Origin of the sequence: Arthrobacter sp. AFG7.2 (genome assembly GCF_002892835.1) — a bacterium.
Taxonomy (GTDB): domain Bacteria; phylum Actinomycetota; class Actinomycetes; order Actinomycetales; family Micrococcaceae; genus Arthrobacter.
In genome coordinates this window covers 36,502-54,255 of sequence record NZ_PJMB01000002.1, presented here as the reverse complement: position 1 = coordinate 54,255, position 17,754 = coordinate 36,502, and the positions used below count along the sequence as shown (strand labels likewise).

Below are 17,754 nucleotides of genomic sequence, written 5' to 3'. Positions count from 1 at the left end.
TCCTGCCAAACACATGTCCTCACGCGCCCTCGCTCCGCGGTCGAAGTAGTCGGGGCGGTACAACGGGGCTTCAAGCATTACCCGGCAGTCGCGTCGGCAGAGCACCTGCCTAGGGGAGCGGGTGCCGTTCGCCCACGCTGACGGAGGACGACGGCGGCAGGTACTCCCGCCGTCGTCGTTCCATCCGTTGCTGCTGGCCCGGTGACGGAATCCTGGCACGCTTGGCACGGTTGCACCTGGCACAGGCTGCAACAAAGTTCTGCAGGCTGGTGGAACCGCCCTTGGACCACGGGTAAAAGTGGTCGCCGTGCTCCGCCGGGCGGCCACAGCGGCGCCCGAAGCCGGCTTCCAGCTCGCACACGCCGCCAGCCCGGGCCATTCCTTCACGGCGCTGCTGTCTCGTGAAACGGCGCAGCGGATCCCGGCGGCGGACGTCCCGGCCGGTGATGACTGCGGCGGCAATGCCCAGGACGACGGCGGCCACGCCCGGGAACGCAACCGCGGCAACGACGTTCTCCACCATGCCGCGCAGAACCCCTGCGGCGGCGGACGGCCCCGCTCCGACAGCCGGTGCTGTCTTCGACATGAGCGCCGACATCACCGCGACGGCGATCCAAACCATCACCGCTGAGTACGCCAGGCGAAGCACCTGCCGGGTCCAATAGATACGGCCGAGTTCCGGCATTGATGACCCCCCCATTTTCAGTTTTGCCGGATTCACATGGCTCCGGATGTCCAGGGAATCCTATAGGCCGGGCGCACGGTGGTGTCCCAGGTTTAGCTCAGTTTTTGCCGAGTTTCCGCGTCACAGTCTTGGCGGGATGAGACGCACGTGGCTCCCGCCCCCGGCATCGAGGCCCCCAGCCGGTCACCCTGCTGTCCACCTCCCGTGTCGAATAGACGCAGGTCACTAACAGGTGCAAGGGTGGACGCGTGAATGCCGACATCAACTTCTATTTCGACCCGGTCTGCCCTTTCGCCTGGATGACAAGCAAATGGGTGCGGCAGGTGCAGGCGCAGCGCGAGTACACCGTGGACTGGCGGTTCATTTCGTTGCGCCTGATCAACGCCCACATTGACTACGACGCGCATTTCCCGCCTGAGTACGAGGCCGGACACACGGCCGGGCTCCGGCTTCTGCGGGTGGCGGCCCGGGCACGTGCGGAGCATGGCCGCGAGTCCATCGCCCGGCTGTACGAGGCGTTCGGAACCCACATCTTCGAAGCTGCCCCGGACACGGACCAGCGCACTGAAAGCGAGATGCGTGAGCGGCGCGGGACGCGTGAATTCGTGGAGCCGATCCTCGCTGAGGCCGGCCTGCCCCTGGAGCTTGCGGAGGCCCTCGACGACGACTCCTGGGACCGCGAGATCCGGCAGGAGACGGATGAGGCGCTGGCGCTAACAGGTAAGGATGTGGGCACGCCCATCATCCACTTTGAGCCACCCGCCGGTGTGGCCTTCTTCGGGCCGGTCATCAGCCGGCTGCCGGAGGAACAGTCGGCCGCCGAGCTCTGGGACCATGTTGTGGGGCTGGCACGCTTCTCTGGTTTCGCGGAGCTCAAGCGCAGCCTCCGTGAGCAGCCGCAGCTCCCGGCCTTCGGGGTCAGCCCCGGCACGGCAGGTCAGCAGGAGGACTGGCACGGCGGCAGCCGGCGGCAGAAGAAGTGACCGTCTGTAAGGATGGACCCATGAATCAGAACAGCACCCGCCACCACCAGGAGTCGGTCACGGTCAAGGCATCAGCCGAGGCGCTGTACGACCTGGTCTCCGGCATCACCCGCACCGGTGAGTGGAGCCCGGTTTGCACGTCATGCTGGTGGGACGACGAGGACAGTGCCGGCCAGCCCGGTGCCTGGTTCACCGGCCGTAACGAGCTCCCGCACCGGTCCTGGGAGACCCGCTCGCAGGTGGTGGCTGCCGAGCGCGGCCGCGAGTTCGCCTGGGTGGTGGGCGGCAAGTTCGTCCGCTGGGGCTTCGCCCTGGCCCCGGCAGATGGCGGGACCACGCTCACCGAGTCCTGGGAATTCCTGCCGGACGGAATAGCCATGTTCGGGGAGAAATACGGTGCTGACGCTGACGCCCAGATCGCCGACCGCACCCGGCAGGCGCTGGACGGCATTCCGAAAACCCTCGCGGCAATCAAGCGGATCGCCGAATCCACCGCCGCACATGAGGACGCCAGGGCCTAGGACCGGAACTGCTGCATCACAGAGGGTTGCCCGGCGCCGGCCGGATGACCCTGGCGAGGGACGCGAGCAGGGTGGTGCCGCCGTCGTCCGCTATCTCCAGAGGTGCCGCCACACCCAGGAGTGAGCTGGCCTGGGCGGCCACCGGCAGGACAGGCGCAGCGGTGCCCCGGGCTACGCCTGTCCATTGCCGGTACGGGAACGCCATGCGTCGAGCTGCTCGATGGTTTCCGGATGCTCGTAGGCAATCTTCTGCCCGCTGTCCAGCGAGATGGTGTTGCTGTGGGTCCTGATGCCCTCCGGGATCTGCCGCCCGGGGCCGCTGGAGCGCACGAAGTTGTCCTTGGCGCCCACAAAGCTGTTCCTGGCAATCTCGATGTCGCAGGGCAGATCCACGTCATAGGTCAGCAGGTGTGTGCCCATGCCTGCCTGGTCCGGGCGGATGTTGGCAGCCCAGGAGAAGCCGGCATCGCGGCATTCGTTGTCCGTAAACGCGCACCGGATGTGTCCCGTACCTGCAGCCGGTGTTCCCCGGGACCAGACCTCCAGGCTCTGGTTGCAGTTCTCAATGGTGTTGCCCACGAACCGGCAGTCCGTCCACGCAACGTTGGATCCCTCAGCACTGCCCTGCATGGTGGTGCCCGTGTCATAGGTCTGCCGGATGGTGTTGCCCTGGACCAGCACGTTGGCGCAGCCAATCCAGATTTCCACGCCGTTCCCGTACCGGGTGGTCTTTGATACCCGCGAACCGCCGATTTCCTCAATCAGGCAGTCCTTGATCTGCGCGTTCTGGGTCCCGTAGATTCCCACGCCGTGGGCGCCGTGGCCAAGGATGTGCAGGTCCGAGGCGTTGGTGTTGGAGGCGGGCCGGAAACCCTGCTGCTTCACGGCTATCTCCACGCCGGCACCCGGGGATGCGCCCAGCCTCACGTACACGTGCGTATCGTCGCTGTAAAAATCCCAGTCCTGCGCCAGGTCAGCCAGGTTCCACCGCTTCCAACCGTGGATGGTGCCGCCGGCCTTCAGGAATCCGACGTCCGTTGAGGTTCCGGCCGTGTTGCCGGTGAACTCCCCGGATCCGGCCGTCAGGTTCAGTTTCCACACGTTGGGGCTGTGCAGCCCCCACGCGTCCGTGCTCACCTTGTAGCCGTTGATCTGCGGCAGCGCCCCACTGCCGTAGGAGCCGAGGGTAAAAGCTCCCGTTGTCCCTTTCAGCACAGGAACCTTGAGGGAGCCCCAAAACACGTCACCGCGCCGCAATAAGACAGCGTCGCCGCGCCCCACTTCGCCGGTGTCAAGCGCCGTTCTGACCCGCGCCAGCGTCTGCCAGGGTGCCGCCTTGGTGCCCGGGTTGGCATCGTCCCCGCCGCTGCTGACAAAGCGGGCGTTCACGTAGGCAGGGGAGGGAACAACCTCCGCAGGCGGGGCAGTGAGCGCGCTGGGCACCCCGGCCGTTACTGCCGCAGCCCCAATCCACTCCAGGAACCGCCGGCGCCCCAGCATCATGATGTCCCACCGGCCAGGGACTCGGCACGGCGGCAGGTTGACGGGCGGTGGAGGGGTGTAGAAAAAGGCACCAGAAGATTTTACTAGCCCTGGACTGCCCGGCGCACATCGCCGCTACCTGCGCGTTAGCGGAGGGTAAGGCCCCCTTCGCATTTGGCACACGGCGCATGCCTTGGACAAGCATCAATTTCCGGACAGTCCGGGCAGGGTCTTCGTACACTGGGGTTCATGGTTTCCCGTATCAGCGAACTGGTCCTGAATTGTGCCGATCCGGAACTCCTGGCAGGGTTCTGGAGCCAGGTGCTCGGATATGTCGAGCTGGACCGGGAGGACGGTGCCATCGAGATCGGCCCTCCGGACGCCGGGTTCGGCGGCCTGCAGCCCACTATCATCCTGAGCCCGAGCAACAATCCGCGGACGGGACGCCTCCCTTTGCATATTGACGTCAACCCAGTGGACCGGGACCAGGACGCCGAGCTGGAACGCCTGCTTGCCCTTGGGGCGCGCCCGGCCGACGTCGGGCAGACGGGCGATGAGCCGTGGCACGTCCTGGCCGACCCTGAGGGCAATGAGTTTTGCCTCCTGCGCAGGCGGCTCGATCCGTAGCAGGCTACGGAAGCGGCTGCCTTTCGCCGACGGCAACGGCACCCTCAAGCGGAACGTAGGTCCGGCGTCGCCGCTCCAGCCGCAGCTGCTGTCCCGGCGAAGGGATCCGTGCGCCCTTGGCGCGGTTGCACCGGCTGCAGGCCGCCACAAAATTCTGCAGGCTGGTGGATCCGCCCTTGGACCAGGGATAAAAGTGGTCGCCATGCTCGGCCGGGCGGGAGCACCGGCGGCCAAAACCCGTCTCCATTTCACACACACCGCCGGCCCGCGCCATCCCTGCGCGGCGCTGCTGGCGCGTAAAGCGCCGCACTGGATCCCGCCGTCGAACGTCCCGTGCGTTGATAACGGCCGCGGCAATGATGAGGACGACGGCGAACGCGCCTGGGAGCGTCACCGCGGTTTTCACGCGGTCCACCATGGAACGGAGCACCCCAGCCGCCGTAGACACTCCGGAACCGGCGCCGGCATCCGCCTGCGGCATGAGCGAGAGAATGGCCGAGCCGAAGAGCCACACCACAATGGCCATGAACGCCAGGCGAAGGCTCACGCGTGTCCAATAAATGCGTTTCAGTTCCGGCATTTGGATGTCCCCCAACTCGTCCGCAGACCGTGACGCTGCCGTCCCGGGCCTAAACGAGATCGTACAGTCGCCGTCCCCAATACGGGCTCATTCGCGGGAGTTCAAGGCGTCAAACTGCTCCTGCCAGTGCGATTTCTCGCCCTCCACGTACCGCCGGTGCGACGTGTTCCATTTGGGCCATATCTCGGACGCGACCTTGCTGCCGGACTCCGCGAGGCCTGGGGCCCGGGTTACCTGCGGTGGGGGTGGCGCCCGGGGTACGATCCGTTTGGGGCCAGTGGCGGTTTTTCGCTCCACGCTCGGCCGGCTCTTTCCTCCAATGAGCAAGTGCGCGAAGTTCGCAAGCCCAACTATCAGGCCGAACGCCGCCCAGAGAATACCGGCCAGGACCAGGGCACCCAGAAGGACGTCAATCCAAAGCAGCAGCCCGATCGCAGGAACCAGGAAGACCATGGTCGGCCTTTAAAGCGTCTCGGGGACCGGACGCCCAGGAAAGAGCGTCGAGTACTGTTTCCGGTACATCCTGCGCCCGATGAGGCGGTAGCCCAGGCGGACCGGCGGGGGGATCTCCTTGAACAGTTCCTTCCGGTCTGCGGGCGGATTCGTGGCCAGCACCATCCCCAGATAGGTGACCAGGAATTTCTTGTCGAACTGCTCAATGCTGTGCTGCCCCAGCCCGTCCATTTCCTTCTCGGTCATCACCCTGTCCGCAACGGGCATTACCTCCGTGACCTCCCGGCGCAGGTGCACTTTGAGGATTGCCGACAGGTCCTCGTAGCGCGCCGCCAGTTCCGCAGCAGACTCTGCATCCGCCGTCGACATCCAGCGCAGGCGGACGGGCTCGATGCCCTCGAGCCGCTGGGTGACCTGCCGGTGCTGCTCCAGCATTTGCGCCACGTGCAGCGCGCACGCAGGTGCCCGTTGGCCCAGCTGCGGGTACATCAGCAGGTCCTCGCCCTCGTGGTGGATGTGGAGCACCTTGTCGAAGTTCCCCAGCACTTCCCCCACGTAGGCGGCGCGGGCAGTGTCGCCAGCACCCACGGAGCGCACCAGACCGGGCGCCTCGTCGTACGCCCACAGGAAAAAACGGTGTATGCGCCGCATGCCCGCAGTCCCGGTGCACAGGACGGGTCCGGGCGGCAATGGAGGTGCGGTCTCGCCGGGCTGCATTGTAAAGAAGTCGGTCATTGGAGGGGCCCCTAACGGCGGTCAAGCGAAACCAGGACCTCTCCCCGGGAGCATTTTATCGCTTGCACCGAAGCCGAAACAATGGCCCGGACCAGCCGCAGGCGCCACGGCAGAGGCTGCTACCAGGAGCCCGATTGCGGGGAAGATCGATTCCTGGTGGGCCGGCCATGATGAAACCCCGGGGCACTGCTTCCCGGACGACGCCATCGACTGGGTCGAGGCCACCGCGAACGAGGAAGAGCCCGGCTAGGAGCCAGCCCTGTTTTCGGGACCTATGGCACGTCCCCGCCGCCGCGCCCGTCCATCAGACTGGAGACGGCATGATCGGAGGTTCAGGAATGGCTGTTCTGGTTGCCTATGCCAGCGCGATGGGTTCGACGCAGGAGATCGCCAATCATATAGCGGACCGCATGGCGTCCACGCTGGACGGCGTCGAGTGCCGGTCCGTGGAAGAGGTGGAGAGCCTCTCTTGCTACGACGCCGTGGTGATTGGCAGCGCCGTCCACAATCAGTCGTGGTTGCCCACGGCCGATCAATTTTTCTCCCGGCATGCGCCCGAACTGGCCAAGCGGCCCGTCTGGGCCTTCAACGTGGGGATGGCTGACGCGCTGCCTAAGCCGTTCCGCAAAAAGGGCGCGGCATTGCAACAGGCGCGTCTGGCAGGAGTCCTGCCCCAGGACGTTGCGCTTCGCGGCCACCGGATGTTCTCCGGCGTCTACAAGGCGGACCAGATGTCGTCAGCGCTGCGCTTCCTGTTCCGGCTCACCGGCGGCCGCTTCGGGGACTTTCGGGACTGGATCTCTATCGACGCCTGGGCCGACGAAATCGCGGCCCAGCTCGCCAAACCAGCGCCGCCCACCTCCCCGGGCAGCGCCACCGCGTGACGACGGCGGTCTGCACGCCTGCGGTCCCGTCGCCATAAGCCAGCCACGGCTGGGCCCCAACAACCGCCGGCGCGGCCCGCAGGAATGCCAGCCGCCACGTCGGATGGGTTTATTGACAAAAGAATTTGCTAGGCGAATTTTGCATCCGCCGCTGCCGCTCCGGCACTGAATGACAAATACCGTGCATCGCGCGGGCCCACCAGTTTGCCCAGCGCCTCCACCGCCGGCATGTCCGCCGAGCCCATGTCCGTGGACAGCCAGCGGACGAGGAGAGCGGGGTCCGTACTGGCGCGAACGGCTGCTCGCAGTGCCAGATCCAGCCGGTCCCGCAGGAGCTGTATGGCCATGTTTCCGGAGCGGCTGAGCAGGGGTGCGCGGTACGCTTCCAGCGCCGCAGCCGCATTGCCCTCGCGCAGCAGCCGCAGCACCTGGCCCGCGTCCGACCACCCGGCGAGCCCCTCACCCAGCCGGTAAGGGTTGGACGCTATGGCGTCGCCCAGCAGGGACCGGACCCGGAACATTTCGGTGCGGATGGACGCCGCAATTCCCGCATCACCGTGGAGCTCATAGGCCAGTTCTTCGGCACTCCAGCCCTGGCTCCGTGAATCCAGCAGCGCCAGGATCTCCGCCCGACGCAGCGTCAGCGGCACGCGGCTGCCGTCCCGGAGGACCGCGGCCGGCTGGTCGCCGAGCAGCTCAAGCGACGCAACTGCAGCCGCCGGCCGTGCAGCAGATCCGGTCCGGGAAGACTGCCGGGAAACAGGCGCCGGGGAAGGGGCACCCAGGGACGTGCCGGCGTCGGACATCCTCAGCAGCGCCTCTGCCGTGCTCACGGCGCACCGCACCATGCGCAGCGTGTCCGCGGTGAGGGACTCCAGCGGCCCTGACACATCCAGCACCCCCAGCAAAGCACCCGTCAAAGGATCCCTGATGGGTGCCGCGGTGCAGGCCCATTCGTGGTGCGTGCGGACCAGGTGCTCGGCGGAGAACAGCTGCACCGGACGGCCGGTGACCAGCGCCTCGCTGATGGCGTTGGTGCCGATTCCGGCCTCGGACCAGTCCGCCCCCTCGGAGAACTCCAACCGGTCCGCCCGCCGTAGCACCTGGGCACTGCCCACCCGCCAAAGGATCTCGCCGCCGGCGTCCGTCAGCACCAGCAGGTGCCGTCCGTCGCTGGAGTCGTCGGCCAGCAGCTCGCTGAGCGCGGGCATAACCTGCTGCAGCCGGTGCTCCCGCCGCAGTTCCAGCACCTCGGACGCCTCGTGCAGGTGGCGGGGGCTGTGCTGGTCGGGGCTGATGCCCAGCGCCATGGAGCGGCGCCAGGAGCTGGCCAGCCCTTCCGGGATTTCGGGCCGCGGAACGCCGGAGATCACCTGTTCATGGGCGCGGCGCAACAGCCGCGAATACGCCGCCGGGTCCGAGAACTTCAGGCCGTGGTCCATGGCTCCCTCCCACCGCCGTCGCCCTCGTCCGGCGGTGCTGAATGCAACGCTGCTGTAACCCCCACTGCGTTTCACTGAGGTGACGCAGCTCACGCCCGCCCAGCATACCGCAGGGGGCAGGACGGAAACGGGGCCCACTGAACGCGGACCATCACACAAAGGAGTGGACATGACCGATTCACCAACGGCCGCCGCGCAGGCCTGGCTCAAACGCCTGGATGACGCGCTGCAGCGGCGCGACGTGGACGCAGCCCTGGAGCTCTTCGAGGACGAATGCTACTGGCGCGACTTCGTGGCGTTCACCTGGAACCTCAAGACGCTGGAAGGCAAGGCGGACATCCGGCGCATGCTTGAGGCCACGCTGGACCACGTGCAGCCTGCCGGCTGGGCGATCGCGGAAGACGCCACCGGGGACGCGGAGAACGTGGAAGCCTGGATCACGTTCGAAACCGGCACCGCCCGCGGCTACGGCCACCTTCGGCTCCGCGGCGGCAAGTGCTGGACGCTGCTGACCACCATGCAGGAGCTCAAGGGGTTCGAGGAGAAGAAGGGCCCGCGCCGCGAGCAGGGCGTGGCCCACGAGATTGTCCGTGGGCGCCGGTCCTGGAAGGAGCTCAAGGAGGAGCAGGAGGCCCGGCTCGGCTACGAGGAGCAGCCGTACTGCGTGATCATCGGCGGCGGGCAGGGCGGCATCGGACTGGCCGCCCGGCTGAAGCGGCTCGGCGTGCCCACTATCATCATCGAAAAGAACGAGAACCCCGGGGACTCCTGGCGGAACCGCTACAAGTCCCTGCACCTGCACGATCCGGTCTGGTACGACCACCTGCCCTACCTGAAGTTCCCGGACGACTGGCCCGTCTTCGCCGCCAAGGACAAGATCGGCGACTGGCTGGAGCACTACACCCGGATCATGGAGCTGAACTACTGGTCCGGCACCGAGTGCGTAGGGGCAAAATACGACGACGCGACGCAGGAATGGGCGGTCAACGTCCTTCGCAACGGCGAACCAGTAACCCTCCGGCCCAGGCAGCTGGTCTTCGCCCTTGGCGTCTCCGGCTACCCGAACATTCCCACCTTCGACGGCGCCGAGTCCTTCCTCGGGGAGCAGCGGCACTCCTCCCAGCACCCCGGCGGCGGGGACTGGACCGGCAAGAAGGCGGTGGTAATCGGTTCCAACAACTCGGCGCACGATATCTGCGCAGACCTGTGGGAGCACGGTGCCGACGTCACCATGATCCAGCGCTCCTCTACGCACATCGCCCGCAGCGAGTCCCTGATGGACCTGGCGCTGGGGGACCTGTACTCGGAGCGGGCGCTGGCCGCAGGGGTCACCACGGAGAAGGCCGACCTGCTGTTCGCCTCGCTGCCCATGCGGGTCCTGCCCGGGGCCCAGGTCCCGGTGTACCAGCAGATGGCCCAACGTGACGCCGGGTTCTACTCGCAGCTGGAGGCCGCCGGGTTCGACCTGGACTTCGGCGTGGACGGCTCCGGCCTGTTTGTGAAGTACCTGCGGCGCGGCTCCGGCTACTACATCGACGTCGGCGCTTCCCAGCTGATCATCGACGGCAGGGTGAAGCTGAAGTCCGGGCAGGTTTCCAAGATCACCGGCAACGCCGTGGTGATGGCGGACGGATCCGAGCTGGAGGCCGACCTCATTGTCTACGCCACCGGCTACGGGTCCATGAACGGGTGGCTGGCGGACCTGGTGTCCCCGGAAATCGCGGACCGCGTGGGCAAATGCTGGGGGTACGGCTCAGACACGCCAAAAGACCCTGGTCCGTGGGAGGGGGAACTGCGCAATATGTGGAAACCAACCAACGTGCCCAACCTCTGGATCCACGGCGGCAACCTGCACCAGAGCCGGCACTACTCCGCCTACCTGGCGCTGCAGCTGAAGGCCCGAATGGAAGGACTCGACACCCCCGTCTACGAACTGCAGCCCAGCCATCACACCCGCTAGCAGCGTTTGCACACTGAAAGGATCATCATGAAGGCAGCACGTTTCCACGGCCGCGAGGACGTCCGGATCGAGGACATCCCGGAGCCGGAGCTCCGGGCCGGGGCGGTGAAGATCGACGTCGCGTGGTGCGGGATATGCGGCAGCGATCTGCACGAATACCTGGAAGGACCCATCTTCGTCCCCGCCCCGGGGCACCCGCACCCGCTGTCCCACGAGGAAGCGCCGGTGACCATGGGGCACGAATTCTCAGGGACCATCTCGGAAATCGGCGAAGGTGTGGAAGGGCTCTCGGTAGGGGACAACGTCGTCGTCGAACCCTATTTCGTGGACGGGACCTGCGACATGTGCCAGGCGGGCAGTTATCACCTGTGCCGGCAGATGGGGTTCATCGGACTCTCCGGCGGCGGCGGGGGCCTGAGCGAAACCATCGTGGTGGACAAGCGGTGGGTGCACCCCATCGGTGACATCCCCCTGGACGAGGCCGCCCTGATCGAGCCGCTGTCCGTGGCCCATCATGCGGTGGAGCGCAGCGGCGTGAAGGCGGGCGACACCGCGCTGGTGGGCGGATCGGGACCCATCGGGCTGCTGACCGCGGCGGTGCTGAAGGGCATGGGCGTGACCACGATCGTCAGCGAACTGACCCAGGCCCGCAAGGAGAAGGCCACCTCCAGCGGCGTGGCTGACCACGTGCTGGACCCCAGCCAGGAAAACGTCCCGGCGCGGGTGCTGGAACTGACCGGCGGAACCGGGGCCGACGTCGCCTTCGAGTGCGCCGGAGTGAACGCAGTGCTGGACACCATGCTCGACGCCGTCCGGCCCGGGGGAGTGGTGGTGAACGTGGCCATCTGGGGCGCGCCGGCCACCGTTGACATGCAGAAGCTGGTGCTCAAGGAGATCGACCTGCGCGGCACCATCGCCTACGTCCGGGACCACCCCGCGGTAATCAGGATGGTGCAGGAGGGCAAGGTGGACCTCAAGCCGTTCATCACCGGCCGGATCGCGCTGGAGGACCTGGTGGAACAGGGCTTCGACACCCTTATCAACCACAAGGACACCGCCGTGAAGTTGCTGGTGCACCCCTAAGGGCTGGCGGGGCGGACATTCGGAAGGACGACGGCGGGAGGCGAGTCCCGCCGTCGTCCTTCCCCTTCCTTCGCTACGGATCGCCGTTGTACTGTCATGGCGTGATTGTTCCCGACATATCCCAGAACGCCGTGGCCGTCGCCGATCACTACGACGAGCTCGATCCCATTTATCGCCGGGTGTGGGGGGAGCATGTCCATCACGGGCTATGGGCGACCGGCCACGAGACACCCGGCGAGGCCGTCGAGGCGCTGGTGGACACAGTCGGTGACAGGCTGGCCCTCATGCCAGGGCAGGCGTGCGTGGATATCGGCTGCGGTTATGGCTCCACGGCAAGGCGGCTCGCAGTCAATTACGGGGTCCGCGTCACCGGCTTCACGCTTTCGGCTGAGCAGGCCTGCTACGCCGCCGCGCATTCTGCCCCCGGCGTTGACATCCAAGTCCGCGACTGGCTCGACAACGGACTGGCCGATGCCTCGGTCGATGCGGCGTGGGCGATCGAGTCGAGCGAGCACATGGTGGACAAGCCCGGGTTCTTCGCCGAGGCACATCGCGTGCTGGCGCCCGGTGGCCGCTTGGTCGTCTGTGCATGGCTCGCCGGGACCGATGCCAACGGTTGGAAGGTCCGCCATCTGCTCGAGCCGATCTGCCGCGAAGGGCGCCTGCCCTCGCTGGGCACCCGCGAGGAGTATGAAGCGATGGCAAGGGCGGCGGGCTTTTTGGTTGACGGCTACGAGGATGTCAGCCGCCGCGTCACCCGCACCTGGCCGATCTGCGCCGGCCGCCTCGTGAAGGCCCTGCTCGTCGATCGCGAGACCCGCCGCCTCGCCCTGGGTGCCCGCAATCTCTTTGTTCTGAGCATTCCCCGCATGATCCTGGCATACCGCACCGGGGCGATGCGTTACGGGATCTTCACGTTGTCTAAGGCCGGAAAGGACGGGGCGCTCCATGAACCCGGTACATCAACGGAGCAGAAGCAGGCGTGACCGCAAGTACCCGCTCAATCACCTGAGGCTTGCCGGAGTAATGGTCCAGCCGAGCCATCTGGGAGGCGTTATGACAGCCGGACAGGAAGACCGCCCCGCGCATAGCCTCCGCCCTTGACAGCCTGGCCGGGCGTACGGATTATCAAAGGTGCCGGTGTGCCTGGCTGTCTTCGGGAAGCCATTGCCGTCCGGTGTCTCGAAGGAAACATCGGATGGAGTCAGCGTTGCCTCATCGCAGATCCTTCAGGAATGTGGCCACCACCGCCGCAATACTTTTGGCGCTCTCTGTCCCGGGCTGCACCAGCGGTCCGGAGCCGCCTGACCAGCAGTCTCCGACGGTCCAGTCTTCTACAGCAGGCGGCACAACCGGTGAACCTTCGCCGAGCGGACCCGCGTCCCCTGCGGGTGATGTTCGGCTGGCTGCCGTTGGTGATATGAACGGCGTCAAAACCACGGCGGCCGACAGCCCGTCCGGGCGGAACGGTGCGGCCATCAGCGAGCTCGTGAAGAACAACGAGATTGACGCGTTCCTGGGGCTGGGGGACTTCCAGTACGACACGGCGCGCTGCGAGGATTATGTGAAGTACTGGACCCGGCTGTGGGGCGGCACGAAGTCTAAGCTCTATTGGGTGTCCGGCCCCGGCCACGACTGGCAGCCCGGCCGCAACGAGGACCTCGACGACTTCATGAACGGCGAATGCCGGGGATCCCGGGCGAAGGCGGCGATCAACGAGCAGCGCGGGTTCATTGGAAACGGGGAGCCGTATTCAAAGGACTTCGGAAACTGGCACTTCGCGTTCCTGTCCTCCGCGCACTGGCGCTACAGCCAGAAGCAGGCCCGCGGCATCACGGAATGGCTGGACAAGGACCTCGCTGCGGCCAGGGCTGCGGGCAAGCACCTGGCCGTTGTGCATCACGAACCGTACTTTACGTCCAATACCAAGGCGCATGAGCGGGCCAACGACCACAGGCCGTGGATCAACGTGATGTGGAAGCATCGGGTCCGCCTCACCCTGTCCGGGTCGCAGCACAACTATGAACGGTCCTGTCCAGTGAACACTGCTGACGAATGCGTCGACGACGGGATCACGGCGTTCCAGGTGTCAACGGGCGGTACCGGCCTCCGCTCCTTCACCAGCAGTCCGGACTACATTGAGAAGCGGTTCAGTGACACGTACGGGTTCCTTCGGCTGACACTTCGGGACGACGGGTCCTTCGACTGGAACTTCGTCCCGACGTCAGGGTCAAGCACAGACGAGGGAACCCGCTCCGCCCCGTAGCAATCCCACGGCAGCCCCCGGAACCGGTGCCTGGCGTGGTTCCCCCTGGGGCCAGGCACTCAGGACAGCGGGATCAAGCGACGTTTTCCGCGGACGGTTCATATCTCTTCCAGAACAGCCTGACAGGGCAGCCGCAGCTGCTACTCCACCCACGCCGGACAGGAACCGGCGTCGCGTGGTCACCCTCGTAGTTTAGCGGCGGGTGCATTTTCTGACCCAGGAAATCCCGACGACGGCCATCAGATGCGGCGGCGGAGTCCCGCCGCCGGAAAGTTCCGCGCTTTAGCTGATGGCGGTCATGATGTTCCAGCCTTGGCCCACCTTGATGCGGGAGCCGAAGTGGCCGGTGCCGGTGCCGGGGTAGGTCCAGAGGTCGCCGCTGCTGTCCCGTGCCACGAGGTCGGGTTTGCCGTCGCCGGTGAGGTCTCCGGCGGCGCTGATGGCGGTCATGATGTTCCAGCCTTCGCCGACCTTCATGCGGGAGCCGAAGTGGCCGGTGCCGGTGCCGGGGTAGGTCCAGAGGTCGCCGCTGCTGTCCCGTGCCACGAGGTCGGGTTTGCCGTCGCCGGTGAGGTCTCCGGCGGCGCTGATGGCGGTCATGATGTTCCAGCCTTCGCCGACCCTGATGCGGGAGCCGAAGTGGCCGGTGCCGGTGCCGGGGTAGGTCCAGAGGATGCCGCTGCTGTCCCGTGCTACCAGGTCGGGTTTGCCGTCGCCGGTGAGGTCTCCGGCGGCACTGATGGCGGTCATGATGTTCCAGCCTTCGCCGACCCTGATGCGCGAGCCGAAGTGGCCGGTGCCGGTGCCGGGGTAGGTCCAGAGGATGCCGCTGCTGTCCCGTGCTACCAGGTCGGGTTTGCCGTCGCCGGTGAAGTCCCTTGCTGTCGCAGCGGGAGCAACCAGCTGGGCAACTGGACCTACATTCAGCAGGCGGTTTGGAGTCCCCGCTGATGGGTTGGTGATAACGGACTGGGTGGCACTTGAGGTCAACCCGGCGGAAATGGCCGCCGGCGTCTGCCCTGGGTTTTGCGCCAGGGCAAGAGCCGCAGCACCCGCAACATGCGGAGCCGCCATGGACGTCCCGCTCAAGGTGCTGACCGCCGTCGTGGAGGTGCGCCCGGCGGACAGGATATTGACCCCAGGTGCGTACAGGTCAACACAGCTTCCGTGGTTCGAAAACGATGCCTGCCGATCCGAGGAATCGCTCGCTGCGACGGTCACCGCTTCGGGTACCCGGGCCGGGGAAGCGTTGCAGGCGTTGATTGCGGAGTTACCCGAAGCAACGACCGCCGTCACGCCGTCGTTGATGACTCCCCGGACAGCAGCGTCCAGCACGCTGCTGACGGGACCGCCCAGACTGAGGTTGGCGACCGCCGGGACTCCTGCAGCATGGTGGGATGCTATCCAGTCAAGGCCAGCGATGATGTTGGAGTACAGGCCGGATCCATCGCAGGCGAGGGCACGGACCGGAGTGATGGTCGCGGCTTTCGCCACTCCATACGTTTTTCCGGCGATGACACCGGCGACGTGGGTGCCGTGGCCGCTGCAGTCGCCGCTGCCCAGGCCGTCGGAAACGTAACTCCAGCCCGGGGCTACCCGGCCGCCGAACTCGTTATGCGCAGCGAGGACGCCGGTATCGATAACGTACACATTGATGCCCGCTCCCGAGGACGGTGGTGTGAAGGTGCCCGAGAACGGCAGCGCACTTTGGTCGATCCTGTCCAGGCCCCACGGTGCCGACTGCTGGGTCTCAGATACCGAAACCAGCGCATCCAATTCGATGGCGGAAATCCGGGGGGAACGAGCCAGGGCAGCTGCCTGCCCTTTGCTGGCTGTGACAACCGCACCCTGCAACGCCGCGGAAAACGTTCTTCCTACGGCTACGCCCTGGGACCGCAGGGCCTGGGCCTCCTCCGCGACGTTGGCGCCCTTGTGAAAGCTCACCAGATAGCGTTCGGAGTCCTCCGGGCCTGGCCGTTCCATCGCCGCTGTTGAGGGGGCTGCAGCAGCCGGACCGCCCGTGGACGCCACAACAGCCGTGGCAATCAAAAGGGCGCCAAAAGCAGTCAGGCGCCGTTTCCTACGTGACATGTGTTCTCCTAATGACCAAGGCGGCCCGGGTTGAGCAAATCGACAAAAAACGCTCAGCACCCGGACGGGGTAGCGCCGCGACGGCCCCCCGGCGGTCCCATACGCCCCACCAGTCATCACCGAACAAAAAACCTGTTCGATATCACGCAATCTTGGTCTTCCCCAGGAGTACTCCGGCTGAGCCCGGAATCCGTCCCCAACGCTCGCTTCCCATGCAGAAGACGAACGTCACGGACACGGCAAGCTTACAAGATCAGTACCACTCGCCCCAGAGGCAACTTCAGCAACGGCGTGCTACCGCAGCACCGGCGCGGACCGCGCACTGCCATACCTACTGCAGCCCCGGCACGCCGTCCTGGATCTGGAAGGAGGCCTTCGTGCTGACGGAAGCGCCCGGCGTCGTGACGTAATCCAGGGTCCGGAAGTCCGCCGTCATCGCATCCCGGGTGATGCGGGTGTTCACGTAGCCGCGGTTGTCGTTGTAGAACTTCAGGTGCGGGTTCCACGCCATCACCGGATCCGCCGTGGAGCCGGTGCCGTTGCCGGTGGACGTGATGGACGTGCACACCAGTTCCGACCCCACCACCGGCGAGGCCGGATCCTTGTAGTCCACCCGCAGGTCGTTCGCCCAGTTGCGGTGCACGTCGCCGGTGAGGACGACGGCGTTGCGCACCTTCGCGTCCAGCCAGCCCTGCGTGATGCGGCGGCGGGAGGCCGCGTACCCGTCCCAGCCGTCCATGGAGACGTCGTCGATCTCCGGTGCCACGTTGCGGTCCCGCTCCGCGAAGAACACCTGCTGGCCCAGGATGTCCCAGCGCTGGGTGGAGTTCCGGAAACCGTCCAGCAGCCACTTTTCCTGCTCGGCGCCGGTAATGGTGCGGTTCTCCGCAAGGCGTTCGGCCACGTTCTTCTTCCAGCCGTCGCCGGCGAGCTGGTCGTCGCGGTACTGCCGGGTGTCCATCATGTGGAAGTTCGCCAGTTGGCCCCACTGGACGGTGCGGTAGATCTTCATGTCGAACCCGGCCGGCACGGAGGACCTCCGCAGCGGCATGTTCTCGTAGTACGCCTGGAACGCGGCTGCCCGGCGCTGGCGGAACCGCTCGGTGGTGTCGTTGAGCTGGCCGGCGTCGCGGTTCTCCGGGATCTCGTCGGCCCAGTTGTTGTCCACCTCGTGGTCATCCCACACCACCAGCCATGGCGCGATCGCGTGCGCTGCCTGCAGGTCGGCGTCGGACTTGTACTGTGCGTGCCGCTGCCGGTACCCCTGCAGCGTGGTGGTTTCGGGGCCCTGGTGGTCGCGCGGATTGCCGCCGCCAATCACGTAGCTGTCCTTCTTGTACTCATACAGGTAGTCGCCCAGGTGCAGGACCAGATCCGGGTGGTCCTCGGCGAGCCGGGTGTAGGCGGTGAAGTAGCCGTGCTCGTACTGCGAGCAGCTGGCGAACGCCATGGCCAGCGCGGCGGGCGTCTCGTGCGGGGCCGGGGCGGTGAGGGTTCGGCCCACCTGGCTGAGGTGGCGGCCGCTGCGGAAACGGTAGAAGTATTCGCGGCCCGGCTTCAGGCCCTTGAGCTCCACGTGGACGGAGTGGGCGGTTTCGATCCGGGCGTGCTCGACGCCGCGGGCTACTACGGTGCGCATCGCCGCGTCTTCTGCCACTTCCCACGCGACGGGGACCTGGCGTGAGGGCATTCCGCCCAGGCCGTCCTCGGCCAGGGGGTCCAGCGCCAGGCGGGTCCAGATGACGAAGCCGTCCGGCCACGGTTCGCCGGACGCAATGCCGAGCATGAAGGGATCGGTGCGGATGCCGGCGTCGTCGGCTGTTGAAACGGCGACGGCGGCACTCGGCAGGGCAGCAACAAGCCCGGCTCCGAGGCCGGCGGAAATGAGGGATCTGCGGGAGATGTTGTCCATGCCTTCGACCGTAGGAAGGCCGGTTGGACGGGGATCGAGGGGAATATGAA

17 protein-coding genes are annotated in these 17,754 nt (G+C 66.4%); 8 read left to right on the top strand and 9 right to left on the bottom strand.

All coding sequences use genetic code 11. The annotated features are described in order from the left end of the window. Nucleotides 1-109 precede the first annotated feature (109 nt). Nucleotides 110-685 carry an HNH endonuclease gene (locus tag CXX84_RS03890; RefSeq protein WP_102975415.1) on the bottom strand — a complete coding sequence of 192 codons (576 nt, stop codon included), beginning with the start codon at nucleotides 683-685 and terminating at the stop codon, nucleotides 110-112. Between the two features lie 248 nt (nucleotides 686-933). Between CXX84_RS03890 and CXX84_RS03885 the strand changes: the two genes are divergently transcribed. Further along, complete coding sequence (locus tag CXX84_RS03885; protein ID WP_102975414.1) at nucleotides 934-1,668, top strand: hypothetical protein; 735 nt, start codon at nucleotides 934-936, stop codon at nucleotides 1,666-1,668. Between the two features lie 20 nt (nucleotides 1,669-1,688). Beyond that, entirely contained in the window at nucleotides 1,689-2,189 is a 501-nt protein-coding gene (locus tag CXX84_RS03880) for an SRPBCC family protein (RefSeq protein ID WP_102975413.1), read from the top strand. 16 nt (nucleotides 2,190-2,205) lie between these two features. On the opposite strand, the gene CXX84_RS19070 is transcribed toward CXX84_RS03880, so the two are convergent. Then, on the bottom strand, nucleotides 2,206-2,394 hold the full coding sequence (locus CXX84_RS19070; protein ID WP_189337494.1) for a hypothetical protein: 189 nt from the start codon (nucleotides 2,392-2,394) through the stop codon (nucleotides 2,206-2,208). Beyond that, the gene (locus CXX84_RS03870) at nucleotides 2,361-3,692 is read right to left on the bottom strand and encodes a right-handed parallel beta-helix repeat-containing protein (RefSeq protein WP_102975412.1); all 1,332 of its coding nucleotides are present in this window, start codon (nucleotides 3,690-3,692) and stop codon (nucleotides 2,361-2,363) included. The genes CXX84_RS19070 and CXX84_RS03870 overlap by 34 nt, the downstream gene beginning before the upstream one ends. A 228-nt stretch (nucleotides 3,693-3,920) precedes the next feature. On the opposite strand from CXX84_RS03870, the gene CXX84_RS03865 reads away from it, so the two are divergent. After that, a complete protein-coding gene (locus CXX84_RS03865) occupies nucleotides 3,921-4,298 on the top strand; it encodes a VOC family protein (RefSeq protein ID WP_102975411.1) in 378 nt (125 codons plus the stop codon). Nucleotides 4,299-4,302: 4 nt separating this feature from the next. Here CXX84_RS03865 and CXX84_RS03860 read toward each other — a convergent pair whose 3' ends face one another. From CXX84_RS03860 to CXX84_RS03850, 3 genes are all read right to left on the bottom strand, one after another. Next, nucleotides 4,303-4,845 carry an HNH endonuclease gene (locus tag CXX84_RS03860; RefSeq protein ID WP_223252956.1) on the bottom strand — a complete coding sequence of 181 codons (543 nt, stop codon included), beginning with the start codon at nucleotides 4,843-4,845 and terminating at the stop codon, nucleotides 4,303-4,305. 120 nt (nucleotides 4,846-4,965) lie between these two features. After that, nucleotides 4,966-5,331, bottom strand: a complete 366-nt coding sequence (locus CXX84_RS03855) for a hypothetical protein (RefSeq protein WP_102975409.1) — start codon at nucleotides 5,329-5,331, stop codon at nucleotides 4,966-4,968. A gap of 9 nt (nucleotides 5,332-5,340) precedes the next feature. Next, the gene (locus CXX84_RS03850) at nucleotides 5,341-5,982 is read right to left on the bottom strand and encodes a hemerythrin domain-containing protein (RefSeq protein ID WP_223252955.1); all 642 of its coding nucleotides are present in this window, start codon (nucleotides 5,980-5,982) and stop codon (nucleotides 5,341-5,343) included. A gap of 422 nt (nucleotides 5,983-6,404) precedes the next feature. Here CXX84_RS03850 and CXX84_RS03845 point away from each other — a divergent pair, with 422 nt between their 5' ends. After that, on the top strand, nucleotides 6,405-6,950 hold the full coding sequence (locus tag CXX84_RS03845) for a flavodoxin domain-containing protein (RefSeq protein WP_102975853.1): 546 nt from the start codon (nucleotides 6,405-6,407) through the stop codon (nucleotides 6,948-6,950). 128 nt (nucleotides 6,951-7,078) lie between these two features. Here the strand turns inward: CXX84_RS03845 and CXX84_RS03840 are convergent, their stop codons facing one another. Continuing rightward, complete coding sequence (locus tag CXX84_RS03840; RefSeq protein WP_102975407.1) at nucleotides 7,079-8,392, bottom strand: GAF domain-containing protein; 1,314 nt, start codon at nucleotides 8,390-8,392, stop codon at nucleotides 7,079-7,081. A 169-nt stretch (nucleotides 8,393-8,561) separates the two neighbouring features. Here CXX84_RS03840 and CXX84_RS03835 point away from each other — a divergent pair, with 169 nt between their 5' ends. From CXX84_RS03835 to CXX84_RS03820, 4 genes are all read left to right on the top strand, one after another. Then, nucleotides 8,562-10,352, top strand: a complete 1,791-nt coding sequence (locus CXX84_RS03835) for an NAD(P)/FAD-dependent oxidoreductase (protein ID WP_102975406.1) — start codon at nucleotides 8,562-8,564, stop codon at nucleotides 10,350-10,352. Nucleotides 10,353-10,379: 27 nt separating this feature from the next. Continuing rightward, nucleotides 10,380-11,435, top strand: a complete 1,056-nt coding sequence (locus CXX84_RS03830; RefSeq protein ID WP_102975405.1) for a 2,3-butanediol dehydrogenase — start codon at nucleotides 10,380-10,382, stop codon at nucleotides 11,433-11,435. A gap of 101 nt (nucleotides 11,436-11,536) precedes the next feature. After that, the gene (locus CXX84_RS03825) at nucleotides 11,537-12,421 is read left to right on the top strand and encodes a class I SAM-dependent methyltransferase (protein ID WP_102975404.1); all 885 of its coding nucleotides are present in this window, start codon (nucleotides 11,537-11,539) and stop codon (nucleotides 12,419-12,421) included. A 434-nt stretch (nucleotides 12,422-12,855) separates the two neighbouring features. After that, nucleotides 12,856-13,701, top strand: coding sequence for a metallophosphoesterase family protein (locus tag CXX84_RS03820; protein WP_223252954.1), 846 nt, complete (start codon nucleotides 12,856-12,858; stop codon nucleotides 13,699-13,701). A 282-nt stretch (nucleotides 13,702-13,983) separates the two neighbouring features. Here CXX84_RS03820 and CXX84_RS03815 read toward each other — a convergent pair whose 3' ends face one another. Further along, on the bottom strand, nucleotides 13,984-15,792 hold the full coding sequence (locus tag CXX84_RS03815) for a S8 family serine peptidase (protein WP_189337493.1): 1,809 nt from the start codon (nucleotides 15,790-15,792) through the stop codon (nucleotides 13,984-13,986). A 331-nt stretch (nucleotides 15,793-16,123) separates the two neighbouring features. Continuing rightward, nucleotides 16,124-17,704, bottom strand: coding sequence for an alkaline phosphatase D family protein (locus tag CXX84_RS03810; RefSeq protein ID WP_102975402.1), 1,581 nt, complete (start codon nucleotides 17,702-17,704; stop codon nucleotides 16,124-16,126). Between the last annotated feature and the right edge of the window lie 50 nt (nucleotides 17,705-17,754).

Coding starts and splice junctions, on each gene's coding strand:
- CXX84_RS03890 (WP_102975415.1), bottom strand. CDS start 685: ATGCCGGAACTCGGCCGTATCTATTGGACCCGGCAGGTGCTTCGCCTG.
- CXX84_RS03880 (WP_102975413.1), top strand. CDS start 1,689: ATGAATCAGAACAGCACCCGCCACCACCAGGAGTCGGTCACGGTCAAG.
- CXX84_RS19070 (WP_189337494.1), bottom strand. CDS start 2,394: ATGGCGTTCCCGTACCGGCAATGGACAGGCGTAGCCCGGGGCACCGCT.
- CXX84_RS03870 (WP_102975412.1), bottom strand. CDS start 3,692: ATGATGCTGGGGCGCCGGCGGTTCCTGGAGTGGATTGGGGCTGCGGCA.
- CXX84_RS03865 (WP_102975411.1), top strand. CDS start 3,921: ATGGTTTCCCGTATCAGCGAACTGGTCCTGAATTGTGCCGATCCGGAA.
- CXX84_RS03855 (WP_102975409.1), bottom strand. CDS start 5,331: ATGGTCTTCCTGGTTCCTGCGATCGGGCTGCTGCTTTGGATTGACGTC.
- CXX84_RS03850 (WP_223252955.1), bottom strand. CDS start 5,982: ATGCGGCGCATACACCGTTTTTTCCTGTGGGCGTACGACGAGGCGCCC.
- CXX84_RS03845 (WP_102975853.1), top strand. CDS start 6,405: ATGGCTGTTCTGGTTGCCTATGCCAGCGCGATGGGTTCGACGCAGGAG.
- CXX84_RS03840 (WP_102975407.1), bottom strand. CDS start 8,392: ATGGACCACGGCCTGAAGTTCTCGGACCCGGCGGCGTATTCGCGGCTG.
- CXX84_RS03835 (WP_102975406.1), top strand. CDS start 8,562: ATGACCGATTCACCAACGGCCGCCGCGCAGGCCTGGCTCAAACGCCTG.
- CXX84_RS03830 (WP_102975405.1), top strand. CDS start 10,380: ATGAAGGCAGCACGTTTCCACGGCCGCGAGGACGTCCGGATCGAGGAC.
- CXX84_RS03820 (WP_223252954.1), top strand. CDS start 12,856: ATGAACGGCGTCAAAACCACGGCGGCCGACAGCCCGTCCGGGCGGAAC.
- CXX84_RS03815 (WP_189337493.1), bottom strand. CDS start 15,792: ATGTCACGTAGGAAACGGCGCCTGACTGCTTTTGGCGCCCTTTTGATT.
- CXX84_RS03810 (WP_102975402.1), bottom strand. CDS start 17,704: ATGGACAACATCTCCCGCAGATCCCTCATTTCCGCCGGCCTCGGAGCC.